The following is a 19,157-nucleotide window of genomic DNA, read 5'->3' as shown; positions in this document are numbered from 1 at the left end:
ATATGATATAGGATTCAAGCCTGCTTCCGCTCATGGCTGGCGCATCCCATATCAGTGCGCCCCGATACGGAGATTCACCATGCTCAAGCGACGCGCCCTCGGAAACCAGGGCCTGGAAGTCTCGGCGCTCGGGCTCGGCTGCATGGGGATGAGCCAGTCCTATGGCAGCTTTGACGACGCCGAATCGATCGCCACGATCCACCGCGCGATCGACCTCGGGGTGACTCTGTTCGACACCGCCGAGGTCTATGGCCCGTACACCAATGAAGAACTGCTCGGCCGTGCGCTTCAGGGCAAGCGCGACAAGGTGGTGATCGCGACCAAGTTCGGCTTCGATCTCCGGCACGAGAATCGCACCGGCGCCGTGAACAGCCGGCCCGATCATATCCGCGCGGTTGCCGAGGCATCACTCGCGCGGCTCGGCACCGATCATATCGACCTTCTCTATCAGCACCGCATCGACCCGGCGGTGCCGATCGAGGACGTCGCCGGCACGGTCGGCGAGCTGATCCGCGAGGGCAAGGTGCGCTATTTCGGCCTGTCCGAGGCGGGGGTGGCCAATATCCGGCGGGCGCATGCGGTCCAGCCGCTCACGGCATTGCAAAGCGAATATTCCCTATGGGAACGCGGGCTCGAGGTCGAGATCCTGCCCGTGCTGCGTGAACTCGGCATCGGGCTGGTGCCGTTCASTCCGCTCGGCCGCGGCTTCCTGACCGGCACGGCGATGCGCGCGGAGGACTATCCCGAAGGCGATTTCCGCCGCGGCGATCCGCGTTTCCAGGGCGGGAATTTCACCGCGAACATGCGCGCCGCCGATGCGGTGCGCGCGCTGGCCGAAGCGAAGGGCGTGAAGCCGGGCCAGATCGCGCTCGCCTGGCTGCTCCATCAGGGCGAGGACCTGGTGCCGATCCCGGGCACCAAACGGCGCACCTATCTGGAGGAGAATGTCGCCGCGGCGGAGATCGCGCTGAGCGAAACGGAACTGGCTGGGCTCGACGAAGCGCTGCGCCCAGGCGTCGTCGCGGGCGAACGGTACGGCGAGACCGGCATGGCGATGCTCGACCGCTGATCGCGGTTCAGGGCTTGTCGGTGAAGCGCTTGACCTTCACCGGCAGGTCCTTGCCCTTGGTTCGCCGCGACGGGATCTGCACCGGATGCTTCTTCTTCCACGCGGCGAAGGTCATCGGTCCGTCCGGCGTATCGATGATCAGGTCGTCGGTCGAATCGGCCATGGTGCGCTTCCGGTTGGCGGTGGCGCGGCGTCGATGCCGCCGCTCGGGACAATCAGCCCTTTACGGCCTTCGGCTTGGCATAGGGCACGAACTCGCCCAGCCCGACAAAGCCGGTCTGGAAGTGCACCGACCGGTCGACCAGCTTGATCGTGTCGAGGCTGCACAGCTGTGAGCCGAAGGTCCTGCTGACCAGGATATCGTCGCTGTCGAGCGAGCTTTGGCCGACGCGCGGGCGGTTGACGTACAGCGTGCTACCGATCCGGTAGACGATTGCGGTGCCGTCATAGACCGTGGACGAACTGATGTTCTGCTGGCTGATGCAGCTCACCGGCTTGCCGGCGACGCGGCCTTCCAGCGCCTTGGCGAGTTGGGCCTCGGCCTTGCTGTTGTCACGGTGATCGCGCGCCGCGGCGGGAACGGTGGCGCCCATGCCGATCAGCGCGGCGCCGAGGAACAAGGAGGAAAGGATACGCATAGGGACCCTCGCAGTTTTGAGTGTTGATGGCGCCCATAGCACATCGTTGCTGAACCGGCGATGAGTGGCCGGGACAGAACCGGTTCCTCTGGTCAGGGCACGCGGCGGGCGGTGAGAATCTTGATCGTCGGCGCCAGCATCTGCCCCTTCATCACGCCCTCGCCTTCGGTGGGGGAGGTCGGCGCCATGCCGATCCGGCGCACCACGTCCATCCCCTCGACCACATGCCCGAACGCCGCGAAACCGAGATTGTCGCCGGGCTGGTCGGGTTTGGCATCGAGCGAGGAGAGATCGCCGATCGCGATGAAGAAATCGGCGGTCGCGCTGCCCGGCTTGTCCCGCGCCATCGAGATCACGCCGTCCTTGTTGGTGAGGCCGGTCTGGGTGGTCGGCTCGTGCGGCACCGGCGGGAACAGTTTTTTCGGATCGTTGCGCAGGCCGCCCTGGATCAGCCCGAGCTCGGGCTGGAGCTTCATCGCCCGGTAGAAGGTGATGCCGTCGAACCTTTTGGTGTCGACATAATGCAGGAAGTTCGCGGTCGTGTTCGGCGCGCGATCCTTTTCCAGCTCGAGCGTGATCGGGCCTTCGCTGGTCGTCAGTACCACGCGAACGGTGGCGGGCACCGGCGCCGGCACGACGGGTTCGGCGGTCTGGGCGGAGGCAGTACCGATGCCCAGACACAGGGCGGCGAGGAAGGCGAATCGTCTGAACATGCGCTCAGCCTAGAGCGTCGCCGCGCGCTCTGCCAAGCGGGATGGCTGCCCCCGCGCGGATCGGCCGCGCGGGGGCATGCGCATCAGAATTCGGCGCTCACGCCGAAGGTGAAGGTCCGGCCGCTGGTCGTATAGACCTCGGGACGGTCGGCATTGATGTCGGCGAACTGACGGATCGCCTCATTGGTCAGGTTGATGCCCTCCGCCACCAACCGGATCTTCGGCGTGATGTTGAAATGCGCCTGGAAGTCGATGTTGTTGGTGCCCTTGATACCGCCGCCGGTGTTGGCGAGATTGCCGGTGCTGGTCAGATACTGGCTGCGATAGGCGTCCGACACGCGCACGCCCCAGTCCTTGTCCTCATAGTAAAGCGTCACGTTAGCCGCCCATTTGGACAGGTTGAGCAGCGGCAGCGTCTCGATCCTGGTCGTCGTGCCGGAGGTGTAGAGCGCCTTCTGGTGCCCGTCGAACCAGGTGCCGTTGGCGACCGCGCCGAGATGGTCGAACGGTGCCGGCAGGAAGGTGAAGTCGTGCTGGACCGCGACTTCGATCCCCTTGATGTCGGCGCCCGGACCGTTGACCGGCCGGCTCACATCATAGGGCGTGTTGCCGTCCTGGCCCTGGATCAGCAGCGACAGCGGCAGGCCCGTCTGGCTGTACGGGATCGTCGTGCTGTTCGTCGTGATGAAGCTGTCCATCTTCTTGTAGAAGAAGCCCACCGAGGCGAAGCCGGTACGGTCCATATAATATTCGATCGAGCCTTCGATCGAGGTCGCCTTGTACGGCTTCAGGAACGGATTGCCGAAGCTGGCGCTCCCCCCGTTCGGCCGCGTGGTGAGTGTGCCTGCTGCCGCCAGGTCGCCGAGCGCCGGCCGGTTGACGTTGCGGCTCGCGCTCAGACGCACGACCACATCCTTGGCGACGTCGAGCGCGAAATTGGCGGCGGGCAGCCAGCCATTGCTGTTGGTGCGGATCGTCACCGGCACCAAGGTGTTCACATTGTTCACCGGCACGGTGAGGTGACCCGAGGAGGTCAGGTCGGTCGAATAATAACGCAGGCCGGCATTGCCGCGCAGGCGCATGCCGCCAACCAGCGTGTCGAGATCGACTTGGGCGAAACCGCTCCAGGTCTTCTCGTCGACCAGGAAATCGCTGCCGGCCTGCAGGTTCTTCGCCGCCAGGTCCCGCTGATCGCCGATATAGGCATACACCCCGTCCACATTGCCGACGATATAGGGCAGCAGCGAATCCCGCCCGATCACCTCCTTCAGATTGTTCGGAATCGCCACGTTCGCCGGGACGTTGTGGAACACCTTGTTGACGTAGATATAGCCGCTGTTGCTGAAGTGCTTGAATTCACCGCCGGCCTTGAAGGTCAGCGCGTCGGTCGCTGCGAAGGCAGCGCTCAGTTTGCCATTGGCATATTTGCTGGTGATCCCGTTTTCCTGCACGTCCAGGCGCTGCAGCGTCCAATTGTTGGGGTCCGTCAGGTCCTTGCCATAGGTGTTGACCGGGATGGTCGGCCGGTCGTCGAAGCTGAAGGCCATGTTCTTGGCCTCCATGAACACCTTGTCGAACACCGGCTGGCTGAAATCGGATTCCTCGTAACCGCCAAGCGCGCTGATCGTCAGTCGGTCGGTCACCTTCCAGCTCGCATTGGCCACGCCCTGGTAGAAATCGGTGTGGTTCTTGACGATGTGATGCTCGGAACGCTGGTCGATGCCGGTATAGCTTGCAGCGCGCAGCGTGTTGCCGTCGATCACCGCCGACTGGATGATCTGGCCGCCATTGACGGTGGCGCCGGTCAGCGCGTTGGTGCCGGCGCTGGCGATGGCATAGTCGTCGCGGTAATCCCACAGCCGGCCATAGAGGAAGTCGACGTCGATCTTGAACCGGTCGCCAGGATGATATTGCAGCGACGACGTGACGCCCAGCCGCTTGCGGTCGGTGTACCAGGTCGAGGGCGATTCAGCCTGGGGCGCGATGATGTTGCCCGATTGCAGCTGCTGAGAGGTCGCGGCGTCGATATTGGGGCCGATATTGCCAGGCGCATATTTGACGAAACCCCAGCCCCAGTTGCGATAGCCATATTCGTTGCTCTTGATCTGGCTGTAAGCGACCGAGACGAGCGCCCCGAAATCGCCCCAGCGCCCGGAGGCGAGGCCGACGACGCGCGGGGTGATGCCGCTGGTGTTGGTGTTGGTCTGGCCCTTGGCCGAGACGACGATTTTCGAGCCGTTATAATCGAACGGCTTGGCCGTGTTCAGCCCGACGGTGCCGGCGATGCCGCCTTCATCCTGCTCGGCCGCATAGGATTTCTGGATCGAGACGCGGTTGAACAGCTCGGACGCGAACAGGCTGTAGTCGAACGAGCGCGACCGGCTGACGCCGCCGCGATTGTCCATGCCCGATGCGGTGTTGCCCAGCACTTCCATGCCGTTCAGCTGCGTGCGGGTGAATTCGGCGCCGAGACCGCGCAGCGCGATCTGGCGGCCTTCGCCCGAATCGCGCGTGATGGTGATGCCGGCGACGCGCTGGAGCGATTCAGCCAGGTTCAGGTCGGGAAAGGCGGCGATATCCTGCGCCAGGATATCGTCCTCCGATCCCACGGCGGCGCGCTTCAGTTCCTGCGCGCGGGTGAGGCTCTGGCGATAGCCGGACACGACGATGTCGCTCTCGCTGATGGCTTCCTGCTCCGGCGCGGCGCCGCCGGTCTCGACCTGCGCGATCTCGCGCACGGCGTGGGTCGGACGGCGCAGGGCGGCGGGTGCGGCCACGGGCTTCAGCACCGCGACGCCGTCGCTGATCGACGCCGACAGGTTGGTCCCGCGCAGCATCAGGTCGAGTGCTTCGCGGACGCTATGCGCGCCGCGCACGCCGGCGGTGCGGCGCTTCGCCACGACGTCGGGCGCCACGATCACCTGTACGCCCGTCGCGCGCGAAAATTGCGAGATCGCCGTGCGCAGGTCCGATGCGCCGATATCGAAGCGCATCTGGCGTGCCAGCGTGCCCTCGACCGGCTTCGCCTGCGCCATGGCCGGCGCAGCGAGCGCCGCCGCCAGCGCGATCAATGAAAGTCCCTTTGTGCGATCCATGATATTCCTCCGCTCAGGCGTTTGTTCGCCTCGGACGGAGGACGGGGTTGGGCACCCGGTCCGGACAAAAGAATTTTGTTGCAGTGCAATGACAGTGGCGGAGCGAAAACGCCTCTCACTCCGCCGCCGGCGCGAGCCGCAGCTTGTCGCCGTCTTCGACGACCTCGAAACCATAAGCGGTTCCGATCGCGCCGAGCAATTGGCGCGGTTTATCAAGCTTGAAACGGCCGGAGAGGGCGATGTTGCCCAGTGCCCCTGGCGGCTCCATGATCACCGGTCCACCGCGCCGATTGAGCGCGTCGACCAGGTCGGACAGCCGCATATCGTCGGTATCGAGCCAGTCCTGGCGCCAATCCTGTTGCGTTGCGTCAAAGCGCGTCGGCGCCTGCGCCACGCCGCCCTCGAAGCGCGAGCGCCATCCCGCCGGCACCTCCACGCTGTGCGCGTCCGCGCCGACGCCGCCGAACCGCACGCGCCCGCGATACACCGCGAGCTTCACCTCGCCGCGCGCCATGTCGACGTCGAAGGCAGTGCCGAGCACCTGAGTCGACGACGCGCCGGCCTGGACGATGAACGGCCGGTTCTTCTCGTGCGCGACGTCGAAATAGGCCTCGCCCCGGTTGAGCGCGACCCGCCGCTTGTCGTCGTCGATCGTCACGTCGATGCTGGTCGCACCGTTGAGATGAAGCGTCGAGCCATCGGCAAGCGTGACGTCGCTCTGCTGCCCGCGCGCCGTTTCGTAATGCGCGACGATGGGGGCCGGGGCACTGGCGAACCATCCGTTCGACACGCCGCCAATCCCCACGCCCGCCACGAGCATGGCGGCGCCGAGTGTCGCGATTCCCCGCCGCCGCGTGGCGCGCATCGCCAGAATATCGTCGTCGGAAAGCCGGCCAAAGGACGCCGATTGCTCGAGCGCCTCAGCCAAAGCGGGGTCGTCGAGCGTCGCCTGGACGTCATCGGCAAGCGGCGGCGGCGTCGCCGGGGCGGCATCTTCGGCCAGCGCCCAGCGGGCGGCATCGCGCAAGGCGGTGCGGCGGCTCATGCCCGGGCTCCCGCCGGCAGGCCGCGCCGTTCCAGCGCGGCGCGCAGATCGGCCAGCGCCCGGCTGCAATGTTTCTCGATCGCCGAAAGGCTGAGCTGCAGGTCGTTCGCGATCACCGTCGCCGGAATGCCGTCGAGCCGCCGGCGCAGGAACACCTCGCGGCGTAGCGGCGGCATCACCTTCAGCGCGCGCACCAGGATGTCGACCCGCTGGCGGTAGTCGAGAATTTCCTCGGCGCGGGGCTGGGGACAGGCAATGTCCTCGGCCAGCTCGGCGGTCTGCGGTTGAGCCTGGCGGCGGCGCATATGGTCGAACACGAGGTTGCGCGCGACCGCGAAGCAAAAGGCGCCGACATCCGCCACCGGCCGGGTGCGGCGATAGCTGTAGAGCCGGACATAGGTTTCCTGGACGATGTCCTCGCCGTCGTTGCGGTCGCGCAGCCGGCCTTCGACGAAGCGCTGCAGCGCCTGGCGCAGGTCGATCTCATCCCGCGCGAGGCCCCGCGCGGCGGCGATGGGCGACAGCTCGTTCATGAGATCCGCCCGGCGCAGAGGGGCAGGGCGCGGCGGCGCGGCATGCCGGTCATTGGTCGCTCCCGTCCCTGGAAATTCACACGAGTCCCGTTCCCCTAGGCGCGCTCCATGACCCATCAGTGACAGTCGCGCGGATGAAGCGCTGACTCGTCGCTTTACTGTAACGCGCGGCCCTTAAGGCCCCGCCCTTTGGTGGCGGGAGTGGATCATGCGCGGAACGATGCTGATGGCGACGATGGCAGCGCTCGCCTTGGCCGGCTCGGCTCCCGCGCAAAAGCCGGAACGGCCGTTGTTCAGCATCGGTGCCATCGCCGATGCGCAATATGCGGTCGAGCCCGACAATGGCCAGCGCCTCTACCGCACTACTCCCGCCAAGCTCGCCGCCGCGGTCGCCGATCTCAACCGGCAGAAGCTCGCCTTTGTCGTCCATCTCGGCGATTTCATCGACCGCGACTGGGCGAGCTATGATCTGATCCTGCCGGTCGCGCGCAAGCTGAAGCACCCCTGGCAGTTCGTGCTGGGCAATCATGAATTCTCGATCGACGACGCGCACAAGCCGATGGTCCCGGCCAAGCTCGGCATGAAGGCGCGCTATCACAGCTTCGTGCAGCATGGCTGGATGTTCATCGTCACCGACGGCAACGACCTCAGCAGCTATGCCTGGCCCGAGGGCAGCGCCGAGCTCAAGACAAGCATGGCGGCACATGCCGGCCTCTACGCCGACAAGCCGCTATGGGACGGCGGCATCGGCGACGCGCAGCTCCACTGGATCGACGCGCAGCTCGCCGAAGCGGACAAGCGCGGGCTGAAGGCAATGCTGTTCAATCATTTCCCGCTCTATCCGGAAAACCCGCACAATCTGTGGAATGCTCCGGCGGTGATGGCGCTGCTCGAACGACACCCTTCCGCGAAGATCTGGCTCGACGGCCATAATCATGACGGCAATTACGGCGCCCGCGCCGGCATCCACTATGTCAACCTGAAGGCGATGCTCGACACGGAGGAAACCGCCTATGCCCGGCTCGACTTCTTCGCCGACAAGGTGGTGGTGCACGGTACGGGGCGGCAGCAGGACATGACGCTGTCACTGCGGTGACGCTGGCCGATCCCGATTTCCATGCCTAGACTGTGCGGGTCAGGGGCCGTGGAGAGGAACCGCCATGCAGATCGTCGACCGCGCGGCCGTGAAGGGCTCGCTGCGCCCGAGCAACCATCCTTATCTCAACGGTGCCTGGACGCCACTGCATGAAGAAGTGACCGCGATCGAACTGGAGGTGATCGAGGGCGCGATCCCGACCGATATCGACGGCGTCTATCTGCGCAATACCGAGAATCAGCTGCACCAGCCGCTCGGCCGTTATCATCCGTTCGACGGCGACGGCATGATTCACCAGATCGATTTCCGGAACGGTGCTGCCTCGTACCGCAATCGCTTCGTGCGCACGCGGTGCTTCCAGGCCGAGCAGGAAGCGGGCGGGTCGCTCTGGGGTGGCCTGGCCGATCGCGCCGGCACCTCGCTGCGCCCCGGCTTCGGCGCGCATGGCGCGCTCAAGGACAGCAGCAGCACCGACATCATCGTCCATGCTGGCAAGGCGATCTCGACCTTCTATCAGTGCGGCGAAGGCTATGTGCTCGATCCCGAGACGCTCGAACAGCACGGCATGGCGCCTTGGGTGCCGCTCGACGGCATCTCCGCGCATCCCAAGGTGGACGAGCGCACCGGCGAGCTGATGTTCTTCAACTACTCGAAGCACGCGCCCTTCATGCATTACGGGGTGGTCGACCGGGACGAGAAGCTGACGCATTATATCCCGGTGCCGCTGCCAGGCCCGCGCCTGCCGCACGACATGACCTTCAGCGAGAACTGGTCGATCGTGAACGACCTGCCGGTGTTCTGGGATGCCGAGCTGCTCAAGCGCGACATCCACGCCGCGCGCCTGCACGAAGGCGTGCCCGCCCGTTTCGGCCTGATCCCGCGCCATGGCGGTGCCGACGAAATCCGCTGGTTCGAGGCGGTGCCGACCTATGTCCTCCATTTCCTCAATGCCTATGAGGAGGGCGACGAGGTGGTGATGGACGGTTATTTCCAGGAGGATCCGACCCCGGCGCCGCTCGACAATGCCGATGGCTATGGACACCTCATGGCCTATGTCGACGAGCACAGCTTCCGCCCGAAGCTGCACCGCTGGCGCTTCAACCTTGCCGACGGCACGACCCGCGAGCAGCGGCTGGACGATCGCATCCTTGAATTCGGGATGATCAACCAGCGCGTTGCGGGGCGGAAGCATCGTTACATCTATTCGACCACGTCGAAGCCCGGCTGGTTCCTGTTCAACGGCTTCGTCAAGCACGACCTCGACACCGGCGAGTCCTGGGAGCTGATGCTGGAGGACGGCCGCTACGCCAGCGAAGCGCCCTTCGCGCCGCGTACGAATGCGGTGGACGAGGATGACGGCTATCTCGTCAGCTTCATCATCGACGAGAATCGCGGCACGTCCGAATGCGTGCTGATCGACTGCAAGAGGTTCGAGGAGGGACCGGTCTGCCGCATCGCGCTGCCGCACAAGATCTGCAGCGGCACGCACGCGCATTGGGCAGAGCGGTCGGTGCTGCGGGCTGCAGGGTAGAACCTCAGCCCAAAACCACCACGTCACCCCGGATTTGTTCGAGACCTCTGCAAAAGGCTGTGCTGTTTTGTGGAAATGTGATTCACTTTCCCCGACGAGGGAGAGTGTCGATGTCGGAGCAGCTTGGATTGGTGGAGTCGTTCCTGCCTGCTGGTTTTGGACGCAATGAGCGTCTGGACGGGATATCTGGACTGATCGATTGGGCGCCGATCGCTGCCCTGGTGCGCAAGGTGCGGCCTGGTACGATGGGGCGGCCGCCCTGGCCGCCGCTGGTGATGATGCGGGCGCTGCTGCTTCAGCAATGGTATGGTTTGTCGGATCCTGGCCTGGAGGAAGCGCTGTCGGACCGTGTTTCGTTCAGGCGTTTTTGCGGATTGGCACTGGACGAGGGCACGCCGGATGAGACCAGCCTTTGCCGCTTCCGCAACGCTCTCAAGGATGGAGACCTGGGCGAGGCCTTGTTTGCCGAGATCGGCCGCCAGCTCGACGCAGCTGGCTTCGTGGTCAAGACCGGCACGCTGATCGACGCCTCGCTGATCCGCCCGGCGGTCAAGACACCGCGCGACGGCTTTGCGGCACGCACCAGCGAGAACCGCTCGGCGCTCGATCCCGACGCGAACTGGACCATGCTCGATCGGGGTCGTCGTTCCTTCTTCGGTTACAAACTGCATGTCGGTGTCGATCAGGGCTCGGGCATCATCCGCAGCCGCAAGCTGACGCCCGCCAAGGTCTATGAGAGCACGGTCGCCGACAGCCTCATGCTTGGCGATGAAGCCGCGATCTATGCCGACAAGGCCTATGAGAAGCGGGAGCGACGCCAGATGCTGAAGGCCCGCGGGGTCAAGGACCGGATCCAGCATCGCCGCGTGCGCGGCCAGTCGGCGCTGCCCCACTGGCAAACAGTACGCAACAAGCTGATCGGGCGTGTACGCGGCGCGGTCGAGCGCACCTTCTCCACCCTGAAAGGCCGATATCGTCTGGATCGCATGCGATATCGAGGCATCGCCGCTTGCGCCCTGCAGATCGACCTCGCCGCCATTGCCTATAATCTCAACCGGGCCGTGACGCTCGCAACCCGATGACGGCACCTCAACCGGCTTCGAAAACCCTACTCTCGCTCTATACAAACTGGCGCTCGACGATAACCGCCCTGGCGCGGACGACTTTCGCAGAAGCCTCGATTTGTTCCGGGGTCCATCGTCCCGCAAACATAACGGCTGCGGCGTCTGCGGAAATATGGGCGCCGGAACGAGTCCGGCATGACGCAGTTTGGTGGAATTACGCTTTCGGCCACCACGGCACGAACCCCGACGTCCGCCGCACATAATCCTGATAGCCCGCCCGCTTGCGCTTCAGCCTTCCTTCGATCGTCGGCACGCCCGACCATCGGATCAAGGTCCAGGTGAGCAGCGCCGGCCCGGGCAGCGCCCATATCCCCGACCAGCTTTCGGCGGCGATCAGGTACAGGCCCCACCAGGTCAGCGCGTCGCCGAAATAATTGGGATGGCGGGTGAAGCGCCACAGCCCCGTCGCCAGCACCTTGCCTGCATTGGACGGATCGCGGCGGAACTGAACCAGCTGCCAGTCGCCCACGCTTTCGAACAGGATGCCCGCGATCGCGATGCCGGCGCCGGCGAGACCCAATAAGCCGACCGGCGGCCCTGCATCGATCTGTCCCAGCTGGACCGGCAGGCACACGATGAACAACAACGGCGCCTGAGTCGCGAACACCAGCAGCAGCGACGCGCGGGCGAAACCCCAGCCCTTGGCTTCCTCCACCATCGCGAACATCTTGCCATAGCGCCGGTCCGGCCCCTGGGTGCGCCAGCGCCAGAGCAGGTACAGGCCAAGCCGCACGCCCCACACCGCGCACAGCCCGAGCAGCAATGCCTTGCGGGTCGGATCGCCGCCGGTGTGGAGGAAGCTCGCGACGCCGAGGAACACCATGCCCAGCGCCCAGACGCTGTCGATCGGCGTCACGTCACGCGTCTTCAGGCAGACCAGCCAGAGCAGGACGAACAGGGTGACCAGCAATGCCGCATTGGTCGCAAGGAGGATGAGCGCGTTCATGCGGCCGCGCGCTCGACGATGAAGCTGACCGTCGTGGTGGTCGATCCACCGATATTGAGCGTCTGCACTCGCCGTGCCCCCTCGACCTGATAGTCGCCCGCTTTGGCGGTCACCTGCTTTGTTGCATCGAGCAGCATGCGCACCCCCGTCGCCCCCACCGGATGGCCAAGCCCGATCAGCCCGCCCGACGGATTGATCGGCAGGCGCCCGCCCATTTCGATCGACCCGTCTTCGATCGCCCGCCAGGACTCGCCCGGGTCGGTCAGGCCGAGATGGTCGATCGCCATATATTCCGTCGCGGTGAAGCAGTCATGCGTCTCGACCGCGTCGATCGCCCCGATATCCACGCCGGCCCGCGTCCTTGCGTCGAGAATGGCGCGGCGCACCTGCGGGAAGACATAGGGCTGGCCTTCGCTCGCCTGCACTTTCGCGGCGTAGGAAATGGGGGCGGAGCGATGCCCCCAGCCACTGATCCGCGCCAGGCTCTCCAGCGGCACGCCGCGCGTGCGGGCATAATCGGCGGCGCGTTCGGGTGAGGCGAGGAACATCACCGCCGCGCCATCGGTCACCTGCCCGCAATCCATCTTGCGCGTCCGTCCTTCGACCACTGGATTGGCCTCGTCATCGGCGGTGAAATGCGCCGGCGTGAAGACATGGCCGCGCGTCTGGGCATTGGGATTGCGCTTCGCATTGCCGAAATTGATCTCGGCGATGCGCATCAGATGTTCGTATTCAAGGCCGTGCCGCCGGTCATATTCCTCGGCGAGATCCGAAAAGGCGCGCGGCCAGACAAATTCGGCATCGCCATATTCATGCCCGTTCCACGCCGCCGCCCCGAGATGCTGCGCCGCCGTCCGCCCGGGCACGTTGCGCATCTGCTCGATTCCGACGACGCAGGCCAGGTCGTATCGCCCCGCCTCGATCTCCGCCGTCGCCGCCAGCAGCGCGACGCTGCCCGAGGCGCAGGCCGCCTCGTGCCGCGCGGTCGGAAGCCCGTCCCACGCCGGATCGATCAGCCCGAAGAAGCCGCCAAGCAATCCCTGGCCGGCGAACAGTTCGGCGGTGAAATTGCCGACATGGCCGGTCTCGACCTCATCCGCGTCGAGCGCGGCCGCTTGCAACCCGTGGCGCACCGTCTCGGCAAAGGCATCCGCGATATCGATCCCCTCGCGGCTCCAGTTGCGCGCGAAGTCGCTCTGCCACCCGCCCAGGATATAGACCAACCTCGCTCTCCCCTCTTTTCGCCGAGTGTCGCGCGTTTGGCGGCGCTTGGCAATTTGGCGTGCGGTTATCGCGCGCGGTCGTTCCCGAATTTGTCCGCGCGGCGCTGGCCGACCATCAGGCCCCGTTCCAGCCGGGCGCACAGCGCGGCATAATAATCCGACAGGAACCGGTAGTCGTCGCCGTCATCGGGGATGTCGGCCTTGCGCCGGATCGTCGCCGCGACCGTCGCGATCGCTTCGTCGCGGCCGCCGCGCAGCACATCCTCGAGCGTCTGGAGCTCATAGACGCCGTAAAGGCTGAGCGCTGCTTCGCTGAAGGTCCGCCGCTGTCGCGATACCTCTGCGCCCAGATCGTCGCCCAGCGTGTTGCTGACGGTCCGGACGACCCAGGTGCCGGCGATCAGGTCGCCCACCCGCAACCGGTCGCGATTGAACAGCGGGAAGAACAGGAAGATGCAGCTCCAGCTCAGCGAGAACAACACCAGGAACCCATCCGCCGTGCCCTGCGCCGATTGCATCGCCAGGAACGACAGCGGCAGGAACACCTCGATCTCGCGCATCGCGTTGCGCGCCAGCACGGCACCGCCGGTCAGCCGCGCGCCGTCGCGCGCGACCACGCGCAGGCCCATCAGCCGCTTGCCCGGCGTCGCGCCCCGCCCGCCCATTTCGAACAGCACGAACCAGCCATTGCGCAGGACGAAGAAGCCGATCAGCCACAAGATGGCGAATGACGTCGACTTGCTCGCGGTGAAGAGCAGGCCGATGACGATGGTCAGGATGATCAGCACGACCAGCATGGCTAGCCCGTCGAGCATGAAGGCTGCCGCGCGGGCGCCTGCGCCGCCCAGCTCGAGCTGCAGGTCCACGCCCTCCGGCGTCACGAAATTGCGGCGGAGCGACTTGGGGGCCGTGGGCCCCTTGCGGAACGGCCAGCGCATCAGCGGCGCCGCGGCAGGTAGAAATAGACCAGCCAGCCGGCAAGCATCGCAAAGCCGATGCCGTAACGGGTGACGTCGCCCGTTATCGTCTGTCGGCCAATGCCTTCCAGCAGGCCCGCGATCGCCAGCATGATCACTGCGCCGCCCATCGCGACCGCGCCGGCGCGTCCCGCAACGACCACTGAATCGCCGCGCGCGAGGCGCCCGGGAAAGGCGATGGCAGTACCGATGCGGAAGCCCGCGGCACCTGACAGGATGATGGCGAACATCTCCGTGGTGCCATGGATCGTCAGCCAGCCGATGAATTCGAAGCCGAGCCCCTTCGCGGCGAAAACTGCCACCATCGCGCCGAGCATCAGCCCGTTATAAATGATCAGCATCGCCGTCGGCACCGCGAAGGCGAAGCCCAGCGCGAAGGCGAAGATCGCGATCTGGGCATTGTGCGTGAACAGGAAGGTCGCGAAGGTCGCGAGCAGCTCTTCCTTGCTGTCGTAGAGCGTGGCCTTCAGCGTTGCCGCCGATGCAGTCGGGTCGCGCCCGCCGGCCATGTCGCCGCCGACGATCCCGTAGAACCAGGTCGGATCGTGAATGACCAGCAGATAGCCGACCACCGCGCCCGCAATGGTCAGCAGCAGCGCGACCAGCGTCTCCCGCCACAGCGACTTCACCGCTTCCGGCCAGCCATGCGAGAAGAATCGGCCGAGCTGGCCCAGCGCCGATGTCGGCACGCCGTAAATCTGGAAATAAGCGCGCGCGCAGAGCTGCTCAAGATAGCCGACGAGCGAGCGGTCTAGCGAGGTTTCGCGCGCGACCGACAGGGTCGACAGGGCCGAGCGATAGAGCAGCGGCAGGGCGAGCAGATCGTCGTCGGACAGCGACCGCACCGATCGTTTCTCGCACCGCGTGATCAGCTGGTCGAGCCGATCCCAATCGGCCGCATGCACCTTGCGGAACCGGCTGGCGTTGACCAGCACCGGCTGCGCATCGACAAAGGCCGATGCCTTGCCGGGCGTCCGGGCGTTCGCTGGCGCGGTCACAACAGGTTCCTCCGCTTGAGATCGATATAGCCCTCGACCAGCCGCTCGCTGACCTGGTCATGCTCGCTTTCGATCAGGTGCACGCCGAGATGGCGCAGCCGCGTCATCACGACCCGCCGGTCCTTGAGCAGCGCGGCGGCGGTCACCGCGCGCGTCACGTCGTCGGCACTCTCCGGCGCACGGTCGGCGATCGATTCGACCTCCTCGTCGCGCAGCACGACGATCAGCAGCAAATGCGTCTTGGTGATCCTGGCGGCAGCGCGCACCAGGAACTCGGCGGTGGTCAGGTCAGTGAATTCAGTGAACAGGACGATCATCGATCGCCGTGTGAGCTGAGTCGCCAGGGTAGTCAGGGCGAAGGTGTAGTTGGTCTCCTCGCCGCTATAATCGATGCCCGCCGCGAGCCGCTGCAGATTGGCGAAGGCGGCCGTGCCCGAGATCAGGCCGCTGGCGATGCGCGGTCGGGAATCGAAGGCATGGAGCGCGATCCGGTCGCCCAGCTTCAGGGCGACCCACGCGGTCAGCAGCATGGCGGAGACCGCACGGTCGACGCGCGGCAGGCCTGCGACGGGCTCGGTCATCTGGCGCCCGGCGTCGATCGCGAACACGATCTGATTGTTGCGCTCGGTGCGATATTCCTTGGCGTGCAGCTTCATGTGCCGCGCCGATTGTTTCCAGTCGATCGCGCGGCGGTCCATTCCCGAGCGGAACTCGACCAGCGATTCGAAGTCGGCGCCATCGCCGCGGTCGATCTGCGCGATCAGCCCCTGCAGCGCGTGCCGCTGGAAGATCTGCGCCCCGCGTTCGTGCACCGGGCGGATATCGGGCAGGATCGGGAAGGTCAGGCTCACCGGTATTTCGCGCTGCTTCCACGCCAGGCCGAGCGGCCCGTGCCAGCGCAGCCACAGCCGGTCGATCCGCGCCAGCCCGCGCCGCAACGTCGTTAGCGGCAGCAACGCCGCGCCCTTGCCATCTTCCAGGGCGATCCACAGCCGCCCGTCATTCTCGACCGAAACCAGCGGATCGGTGGAAACGGCAATCTCCGCCGATTTCGGCGCCCGCCCGTCGCTCAACGTGACGCTCACCGTCGCTTCTGTCGTCGCCCCGACGCAGACGCTCGGAATCGGTGTGATCTGCGCGCTGCCTTTGCGCGCGCCGGAAAAGGCATCGATCAGTGTCAGCAGCAGCACGGCGATCGGCCAGGCCAGCCCGGCATACCAGCGCGACGGCAAGAGCACGGCGAGCAGCAACACGGCGGGAGCACCCGCCGCGGCTGCAATCACCGCCGTGCGCGTCGGATAGATCAACGGGGAGCCTCGATTGCCTCGATGATGCCGCGCAAGACGTCTTCGACCGTACGCCCGTCGATTTCGGCCGCTGGCGACAGGATCAGCCGGTGGCGCAGCAATGCCGGCGCCAGCGCCTTCACGTCGTCCGGGATCACGAAGTCGCGCCCGTCGATCGCTGCCCGCGCCCGCGCCGCACCGGCCAGCATCGCGCCGGCCCGCGGGCTCGCGCCGCTTTCCAGATCGGCCACGTCGCGCGTCGCGCGGATCAGCGCCGTGATGTAATCGATCACCTCCTCCGCCAGCCTTATGGCGGCCACCGCGGCGACGGCCGCATCGATCGTCGCGGCGTCCGCTTTCTTCTCCACGCCCCATTCGGCCGGCGTCATCGCCTGGTGCGCGCCATGGTTCGCGACGATCCGGCGCTCGTCCTCGGCGGAGGGGTAATCGACCGTCTGCTTGAACAGGAATCGATCGAGTTGTGCCTCGGGCAGCGGATAGACGCCCTGCTGCTCGATCGGATTCTGCGTCGCCACGACCATGAAGCGGTTGCCGAGCGGCAGGCTCTCGCCGTCCACCGTCACGGTGCGCTCCTGCATCGCCTCGAGCAAAGCCGCCTGGGTCTTGGGCGGCGCGCGATTGATCTCGTCGGCCAGCAGCAGATCCGTGAAGATCGGCCCGCGTGTCAGGGTGAAGGTCGATGTCTGGAAATTGAACAGGTTCGCGCCGATAATATCGCCCGGCATCAGGTCAGGCGTGAACTGGATGCGTCCGAAATCGAGCCCGACCACGTCGGCGAAGCTCCGCGCCAACAGAGTCTTGGCGGTACCGGGAGGACCCTCCAGCAGGATGTGCCCGCCCGAAAAGAGCGCGACGAGCATCAGCTCGACACTGTCCTCCTGGCCGACAACCGCCTTGCCGATCTCCCCGCGGATCGCCTCGGCGAGCGCGCGCACATCTGTCGTCACCTGTTCTTCTCCCACAACCATTGATGCAGCGCCTGCGCCGCGGAAAGGACTGAATGCCGGTCGCGCGCGTCGCGCGCTGCCTGGGCCAGCTCGCTGAAGCGCGCGCGGCGCCCGAGCCCGTCGAGATGCGTGTCCAGCGCCGCGTCGCGCAGGTGCGGCGGCACCGCGAAGATCGTGGCGGCCCGGTCGCGCACCGCATCGGCATAGCGCGTGCCGAGCATCGCATAGCGGCCGGCCTTGCGCACCAAGGCGGCGGCATTGTCGATCAGCGCGGCCTTGCCGAAGGCGATCGCGCGGGCGCGCCGCCGCGGCGCGCCGAACCGCACCGCCCCCTGCCACGCCGCGAGCAGCACGGCGATGAACACCGTTAGCGTCATCGCCAGGAAAGGCGGGTCGAGCGCCAGCTTGAGCGGGCTTGGCGATTTGCCGAAGCCATTCAGCGTTACGTCGAAATAGATCGAGGTCGCCTCGTTCGAATTCAGCCAGTCGAGCAGATCCAGCGCCGAGGCCGCCTGACGCGCATCGGCCATGCCGATATTGGAGAGCAGGTCGGGATCGGCCAGCACATAAAGCGGCTGGTCGGCCAGTTTGGCCAGGACGATGCGGCCCTGCGCGTCAGTGATCAGCGGCGTCAGGCCAGTGCCCGAGATCGTCTGGAGCGGCCGCGGTGCCGTGAAGCGGACGCTCTTTGGCAGGTCAGGCGAGGTGACGAGCGGCCTGCCGCCGCTGCGGTGCCGGGCGGTTTGGAGCATGGTGCCGGGCGCCAGCACCCCATTGGGTTCGGAGACGGGTTTCAGACCCTGCTGGTGGACCCAGCCGGTCCGGTCCTCGTCACCCACCGTCTGCCATTTCGGCAGGACGACGAGCGTCGGCTTTCCCCCACGCTGGCTGAGCACGGGCGAAAGATTGGTGGCCGCCGCCTCGGGCGTCAGCACCACCAGATCCTCGGTACCTAGCAGATGCACGTCGCGCGTGACCTGCGGATCCCGGTCCGTCGCCTCGGCCAGGCGGACGAGCGCGCTGAAACCGGTCGCGGCGTTGGACAGCGCATGTCCGCCGCCGTTCCGGCCGGACCGCATGTCGGGGGCATAAGCGCCCAGCACCAGCGTGCCGATAAAGCCGAGAATACCGATCGCCAGGATCAGCACGACCGTGCGGGCCCTGAACACGCCGTCCGAGACAGCCGGAGTTCCGATCGCGATGTCGCTCATACGCGCCAGGTCCCCGGCAGCGCGAAATCGGCATAGGCGGCGCGTGCCGTTTCCCAATCGTCAGCGGAAACGGGCCGGCCGCCGAACAGGCTCTTTTCCACAAGGCGCGCGATGCCGGTGAACAGATCGCGGGCCGATGGCGGGATATCGGCCGCCGCGGCGAGTTCCCGGCTGGTGAGCGCGGGGCGGACGAGGCGCGGGCGGCGGCGCGCGATATCCTCGATCGACCGGGTCAGCAAATGGTGGACCGCCTCGGCAAAACGGCCCTGCCTCGCCATCGCATCGGCTTCATTCAACCAGGCGCGCGCCGGCGCCGCTTCGGGCGCCCAGGCCTCTTCGGGCATGTCCGTGGATGCGCCCTGCGACCGCCGACGCCGTGGCAGGCGCCAGACGCCATAGCGGATTCGTTCATACACCACCCACAGCAATGCCGCGGCGGCCAGGGCGATCACCGTCCACAGGAAGATGCGGGCGTAAGGCGCATCGGGCATGAAGCTGCTGAGCCAGCGGAAGAACCGGCCGACCGGCCTCAACACTTCCGTCAGCCATTCGCCGAAGCGCACCAGCCATGCCGGCGGCTGCGGTGGTGGCGGCGCCGGGGTCAGCGTGAATTGAGTCGACGGGTCGGCCTTCAGCGCCCGGTAAGCGCTGGCGAACCGCTCGGCCGCGGCTGCCGCCTCTTGCGAATTACCCCCGCTCACCTG

At 66.2% G+C, this 19,157-nt stretch carries 18 protein-coding genes; 4 read left to right on the top strand and 14 right to left on the bottom strand.

Annotated elements, in window-relative coordinates:
- Window positions 1–79: 79 nt before the first annotated feature.
- Window positions 80–1,069 carry an aldo/keto reductase gene (locus AC1DX5_RS09320; protein ID WP_478015025.1) on the top strand — a complete coding sequence of 330 codons (990 nt, stop codon included), beginning with the start codon at window positions 80–82 and terminating at the stop codon, window positions 1,067–1,069.
- A 7-nt stretch (window positions 1,070–1,076) separates the two neighbouring features.
- Here AC1DX5_RS09320 and AC1DX5_RS09315 read toward each other — a convergent pair whose 3' ends face one another.
- The 6 genes from AC1DX5_RS09315 to AC1DX5_RS09290 all read right to left on the bottom strand — a co-directional run bounded on the left by AC1DX5_RS09315 (window position 1,077) and on the right by AC1DX5_RS09290 (window position 7,093).
- Window positions 1,077–1,232 carry a hypothetical protein gene (locus tag AC1DX5_RS09315; RefSeq protein WP_465170615.1) on the bottom strand — a complete coding sequence of 52 codons (156 nt, stop codon included), beginning with the start codon at window positions 1,230–1,232 and terminating at the stop codon, window positions 1,077–1,079.
- A gap of 52 nt (window positions 1,233–1,284) precedes the next feature.
- The gene (locus AC1DX5_RS09310) at window positions 1,285–1,707 is read right to left on the bottom strand and encodes a hypothetical protein (protein WP_465170614.1); all 423 of its coding nucleotides are present in this window, start codon (window positions 1,705–1,707) and stop codon (window positions 1,285–1,287) included.
- Between the two features lie 92 nt (window positions 1,708–1,799).
- Window positions 1,800–2,420, bottom strand: a complete 621-nt coding sequence (locus tag AC1DX5_RS09305) for a peptidylprolyl isomerase (protein ID WP_478015023.1) — start codon at window positions 2,418–2,420, stop codon at window positions 1,800–1,802.
- 83 nt (window positions 2,421–2,503) lie between these two features.
- A complete protein-coding gene (locus tag AC1DX5_RS09300) occupies window positions 2,504–5,515 on the bottom strand; it encodes a TonB-dependent receptor (protein ID WP_478015021.1) in 3,012 nt (1,003 codons plus the stop codon).
- A gap of 115 nt (window positions 5,516–5,630) precedes the next feature.
- Window positions 5,631–6,560, bottom strand: a complete 930-nt coding sequence (locus AC1DX5_RS09295) for a FecR family protein (protein WP_478015019.1) — start codon at window positions 6,558–6,560, stop codon at window positions 5,631–5,633.
- Complete coding sequence (locus AC1DX5_RS09290; RefSeq protein ID WP_465170610.1) at window positions 6,557–7,093, bottom strand: RNA polymerase sigma factor; 537 nt, start codon at window positions 7,091–7,093, stop codon at window positions 6,557–6,559. Before AC1DX5_RS09290 ends, AC1DX5_RS09295 begins: the two co-directional genes overlap by 4 nt.
- A 208-nt stretch (window positions 7,094–7,301) precedes the next feature.
- On the opposite strand from AC1DX5_RS09290, the gene AC1DX5_RS09285 reads away from it, so the two are divergent.
- The 3 genes from AC1DX5_RS09285 to AC1DX5_RS09275 all read left to right on the top strand — a co-directional run bounded on the left by AC1DX5_RS09285 (window position 7,302) and on the right by AC1DX5_RS09275 (window position 10,802).
- Complete coding sequence (locus AC1DX5_RS09285; protein WP_465170609.1) at window positions 7,302–8,189, top strand: metallophosphoesterase; 888 nt, start codon at window positions 7,302–7,304, stop codon at window positions 8,187–8,189.
- A 64-nt stretch (window positions 8,190–8,253) separates the two neighbouring features.
- Window positions 8,254–9,720: a carotenoid oxygenase family protein gene (locus AC1DX5_RS09280; RefSeq protein ID WP_478015017.1), complete on the top strand. Its 1,467-nt coding sequence runs from the start codon at window positions 8,254–8,256 to the stop codon at window positions 9,718–9,720.
- A 110-nt stretch (window positions 9,721–9,830) separates the two neighbouring features.
- Complete coding sequence (locus AC1DX5_RS09275) at window positions 9,831–10,802, top strand: IS5 family transposase (protein WP_478015016.1); 972 nt, start codon at window positions 9,831–9,833, stop codon at window positions 10,800–10,802.
- Window positions 10,803–10,998: 196 nt separating this feature from the next.
- Here the strand turns inward: AC1DX5_RS09275 and AC1DX5_RS09270 are convergent, their stop codons facing one another.
- From AC1DX5_RS09270 to AC1DX5_RS09235, 8 genes are all read right to left on the bottom strand, one after another.
- Entirely contained in the window at window positions 10,999–11,790 is a 792-nt protein-coding gene (locus AC1DX5_RS09270) for a DUF1295 domain-containing protein (RefSeq protein ID WP_478015014.1), read from the bottom strand.
- The gene (locus AC1DX5_RS09265; protein ID WP_465170606.1) at window positions 11,787–13,013 is read right to left on the bottom strand and encodes an acetyl-CoA acetyltransferase; all 1,227 of its coding nucleotides are present in this window, start codon (window positions 13,011–13,013) and stop codon (window positions 11,787–11,789) included. Before AC1DX5_RS09265 ends, AC1DX5_RS09270 begins: the two co-directional genes overlap by 4 nt.
- Window positions 13,014–13,078: 65 nt before the next feature.
- Window positions 13,079–13,951 (bottom strand): RDD family protein, encoded by an 873-nt coding sequence (locus tag AC1DX5_RS09260; protein ID WP_465174792.1) that lies wholly within the window; start codon window positions 13,949–13,951, stop codon window positions 13,079–13,081.
- The gene (locus tag AC1DX5_RS09255) at window positions 13,951–14,988 is read right to left on the bottom strand and encodes a stage II sporulation protein M (protein WP_478015012.1); all 1,038 of its coding nucleotides are present in this window, start codon (window positions 14,986–14,988) and stop codon (window positions 13,951–13,953) included. Before AC1DX5_RS09255 ends, AC1DX5_RS09260 begins: the two co-directional genes overlap by 1 nt.
- Window positions 14,985–16,295: a DUF58 domain-containing protein gene (locus AC1DX5_RS09250; protein WP_478015010.1), complete on the bottom strand. Its 1,311-nt coding sequence runs from the start codon at window positions 16,293–16,295 to the stop codon at window positions 14,985–14,987. The genes AC1DX5_RS09255 and AC1DX5_RS09250 overlap by 4 nt, the downstream gene beginning before the upstream one ends.
- A complete protein-coding gene (locus AC1DX5_RS09245) occupies window positions 16,292–17,263 on the bottom strand; it encodes an AAA family ATPase (protein WP_478015008.1) in 972 nt (323 codons plus the stop codon). The genes AC1DX5_RS09250 and AC1DX5_RS09245 overlap by 4 nt, the downstream gene beginning before the upstream one ends.
- The gene (locus AC1DX5_RS09240) at window positions 17,239–18,453 is read right to left on the bottom strand and encodes a hypothetical protein (protein WP_478015007.1); all 1,215 of its coding nucleotides are present in this window, start codon (window positions 18,451–18,453) and stop codon (window positions 17,239–17,241) included. The genes AC1DX5_RS09245 and AC1DX5_RS09240 overlap by 25 nt, the downstream gene beginning before the upstream one ends.
- On the bottom strand, window positions 18,450–19,154 hold the full coding sequence (locus AC1DX5_RS09235; RefSeq protein ID WP_465170600.1) for a DUF4129 domain-containing protein: 705 nt from the start codon (window positions 19,152–19,154) through the stop codon (window positions 18,450–18,452). The genes AC1DX5_RS09240 and AC1DX5_RS09235 overlap by 4 nt, the downstream gene beginning before the upstream one ends.
- Window positions 19,155–19,157: the final 3 nt, after the last annotated feature.

It is taken from the genome of Sphingomonas sp. P2_B6, from assembly GCF_056404755.1.
The sequence above is the reverse complement of the archived record's forward strand: the minus strand, read 5'-3'. Positions and strand labels throughout refer to the sequence as shown.

Coding starts and splice junctions, on each gene's coding strand:
- AC1DX5_RS09300 (WP_478015021.1), bottom strand. CDS start 5,515: ATGGATCGCACAAAGGGACTTTCATTGATCGCGCTGGCGGCGGCGCTC.
- AC1DX5_RS09315 (WP_465170615.1), bottom strand. CDS start 1,232: ATGGCCGATTCGACCGACGACCTGATCATCGATACGCCGGACGGACCG.
- AC1DX5_RS09240 (WP_478015007.1), bottom strand. CDS start 18,453: ATGAGCGACATCGCGATCGGAACTCCGGCTGTCTCGGACGGCGTGTTC.
- AC1DX5_RS09305 (WP_478015023.1), bottom strand. CDS start 2,420: ATGTTCAGACGATTCGCCTTCCTCGCCGCCCTGTGTCTGGGCATCGGT.
- AC1DX5_RS09245 (WP_478015008.1), bottom strand. CDS start 17,263: ATGGTTGTGGGAGAAGAACAGGTGACGACAGATGTGCGCGCGCTCGCC.
- AC1DX5_RS09290 (WP_465170610.1), bottom strand. CDS start 7,093: ATGAACGAGCTGTCGCCCATCGCCGCCGCGCGGGGCCTCGCGCGGGAT.
- AC1DX5_RS09270 (WP_478015014.1), bottom strand. CDS start 11,790: ATGAACGCGCTCATCCTCCTTGCGACCAATGCGGCATTGCTGGTCACC.
- AC1DX5_RS09310 (WP_465170614.1), bottom strand. CDS start 1,707: ATGCGTATCCTTTCCTCCTTGTTCCTCGGCGCCGCGCTGATCGGCATG.
- AC1DX5_RS09280 (WP_478015017.1), top strand. CDS start 8,254: ATGCAGATCGTCGACCGCGCGGCCGTGAAGGGCTCGCTGCGCCCGAGC.
- AC1DX5_RS09295 (WP_478015019.1), bottom strand. CDS start 6,560: ATGAGCCGCCGCACCGCCTTGCGCGATGCCGCCCGCTGGGCGCTGGCC.
- AC1DX5_RS09260 (WP_465174792.1), bottom strand. CDS start 13,951: ATGCGCTGGCCGTTCCGCAAGGGGCCCACGGCCCCCAAGTCGCTCCGC.
- AC1DX5_RS09275 (WP_478015016.1), top strand. CDS start 9,831: ATGTCGGAGCAGCTTGGATTGGTGGAGTCGTTCCTGCCTGCTGGTTTT.
- AC1DX5_RS09285 (WP_465170609.1), top strand. CDS start 7,302: ATGCGCGGAACGATGCTGATGGCGACGATGGCAGCGCTCGCCTTGGCC.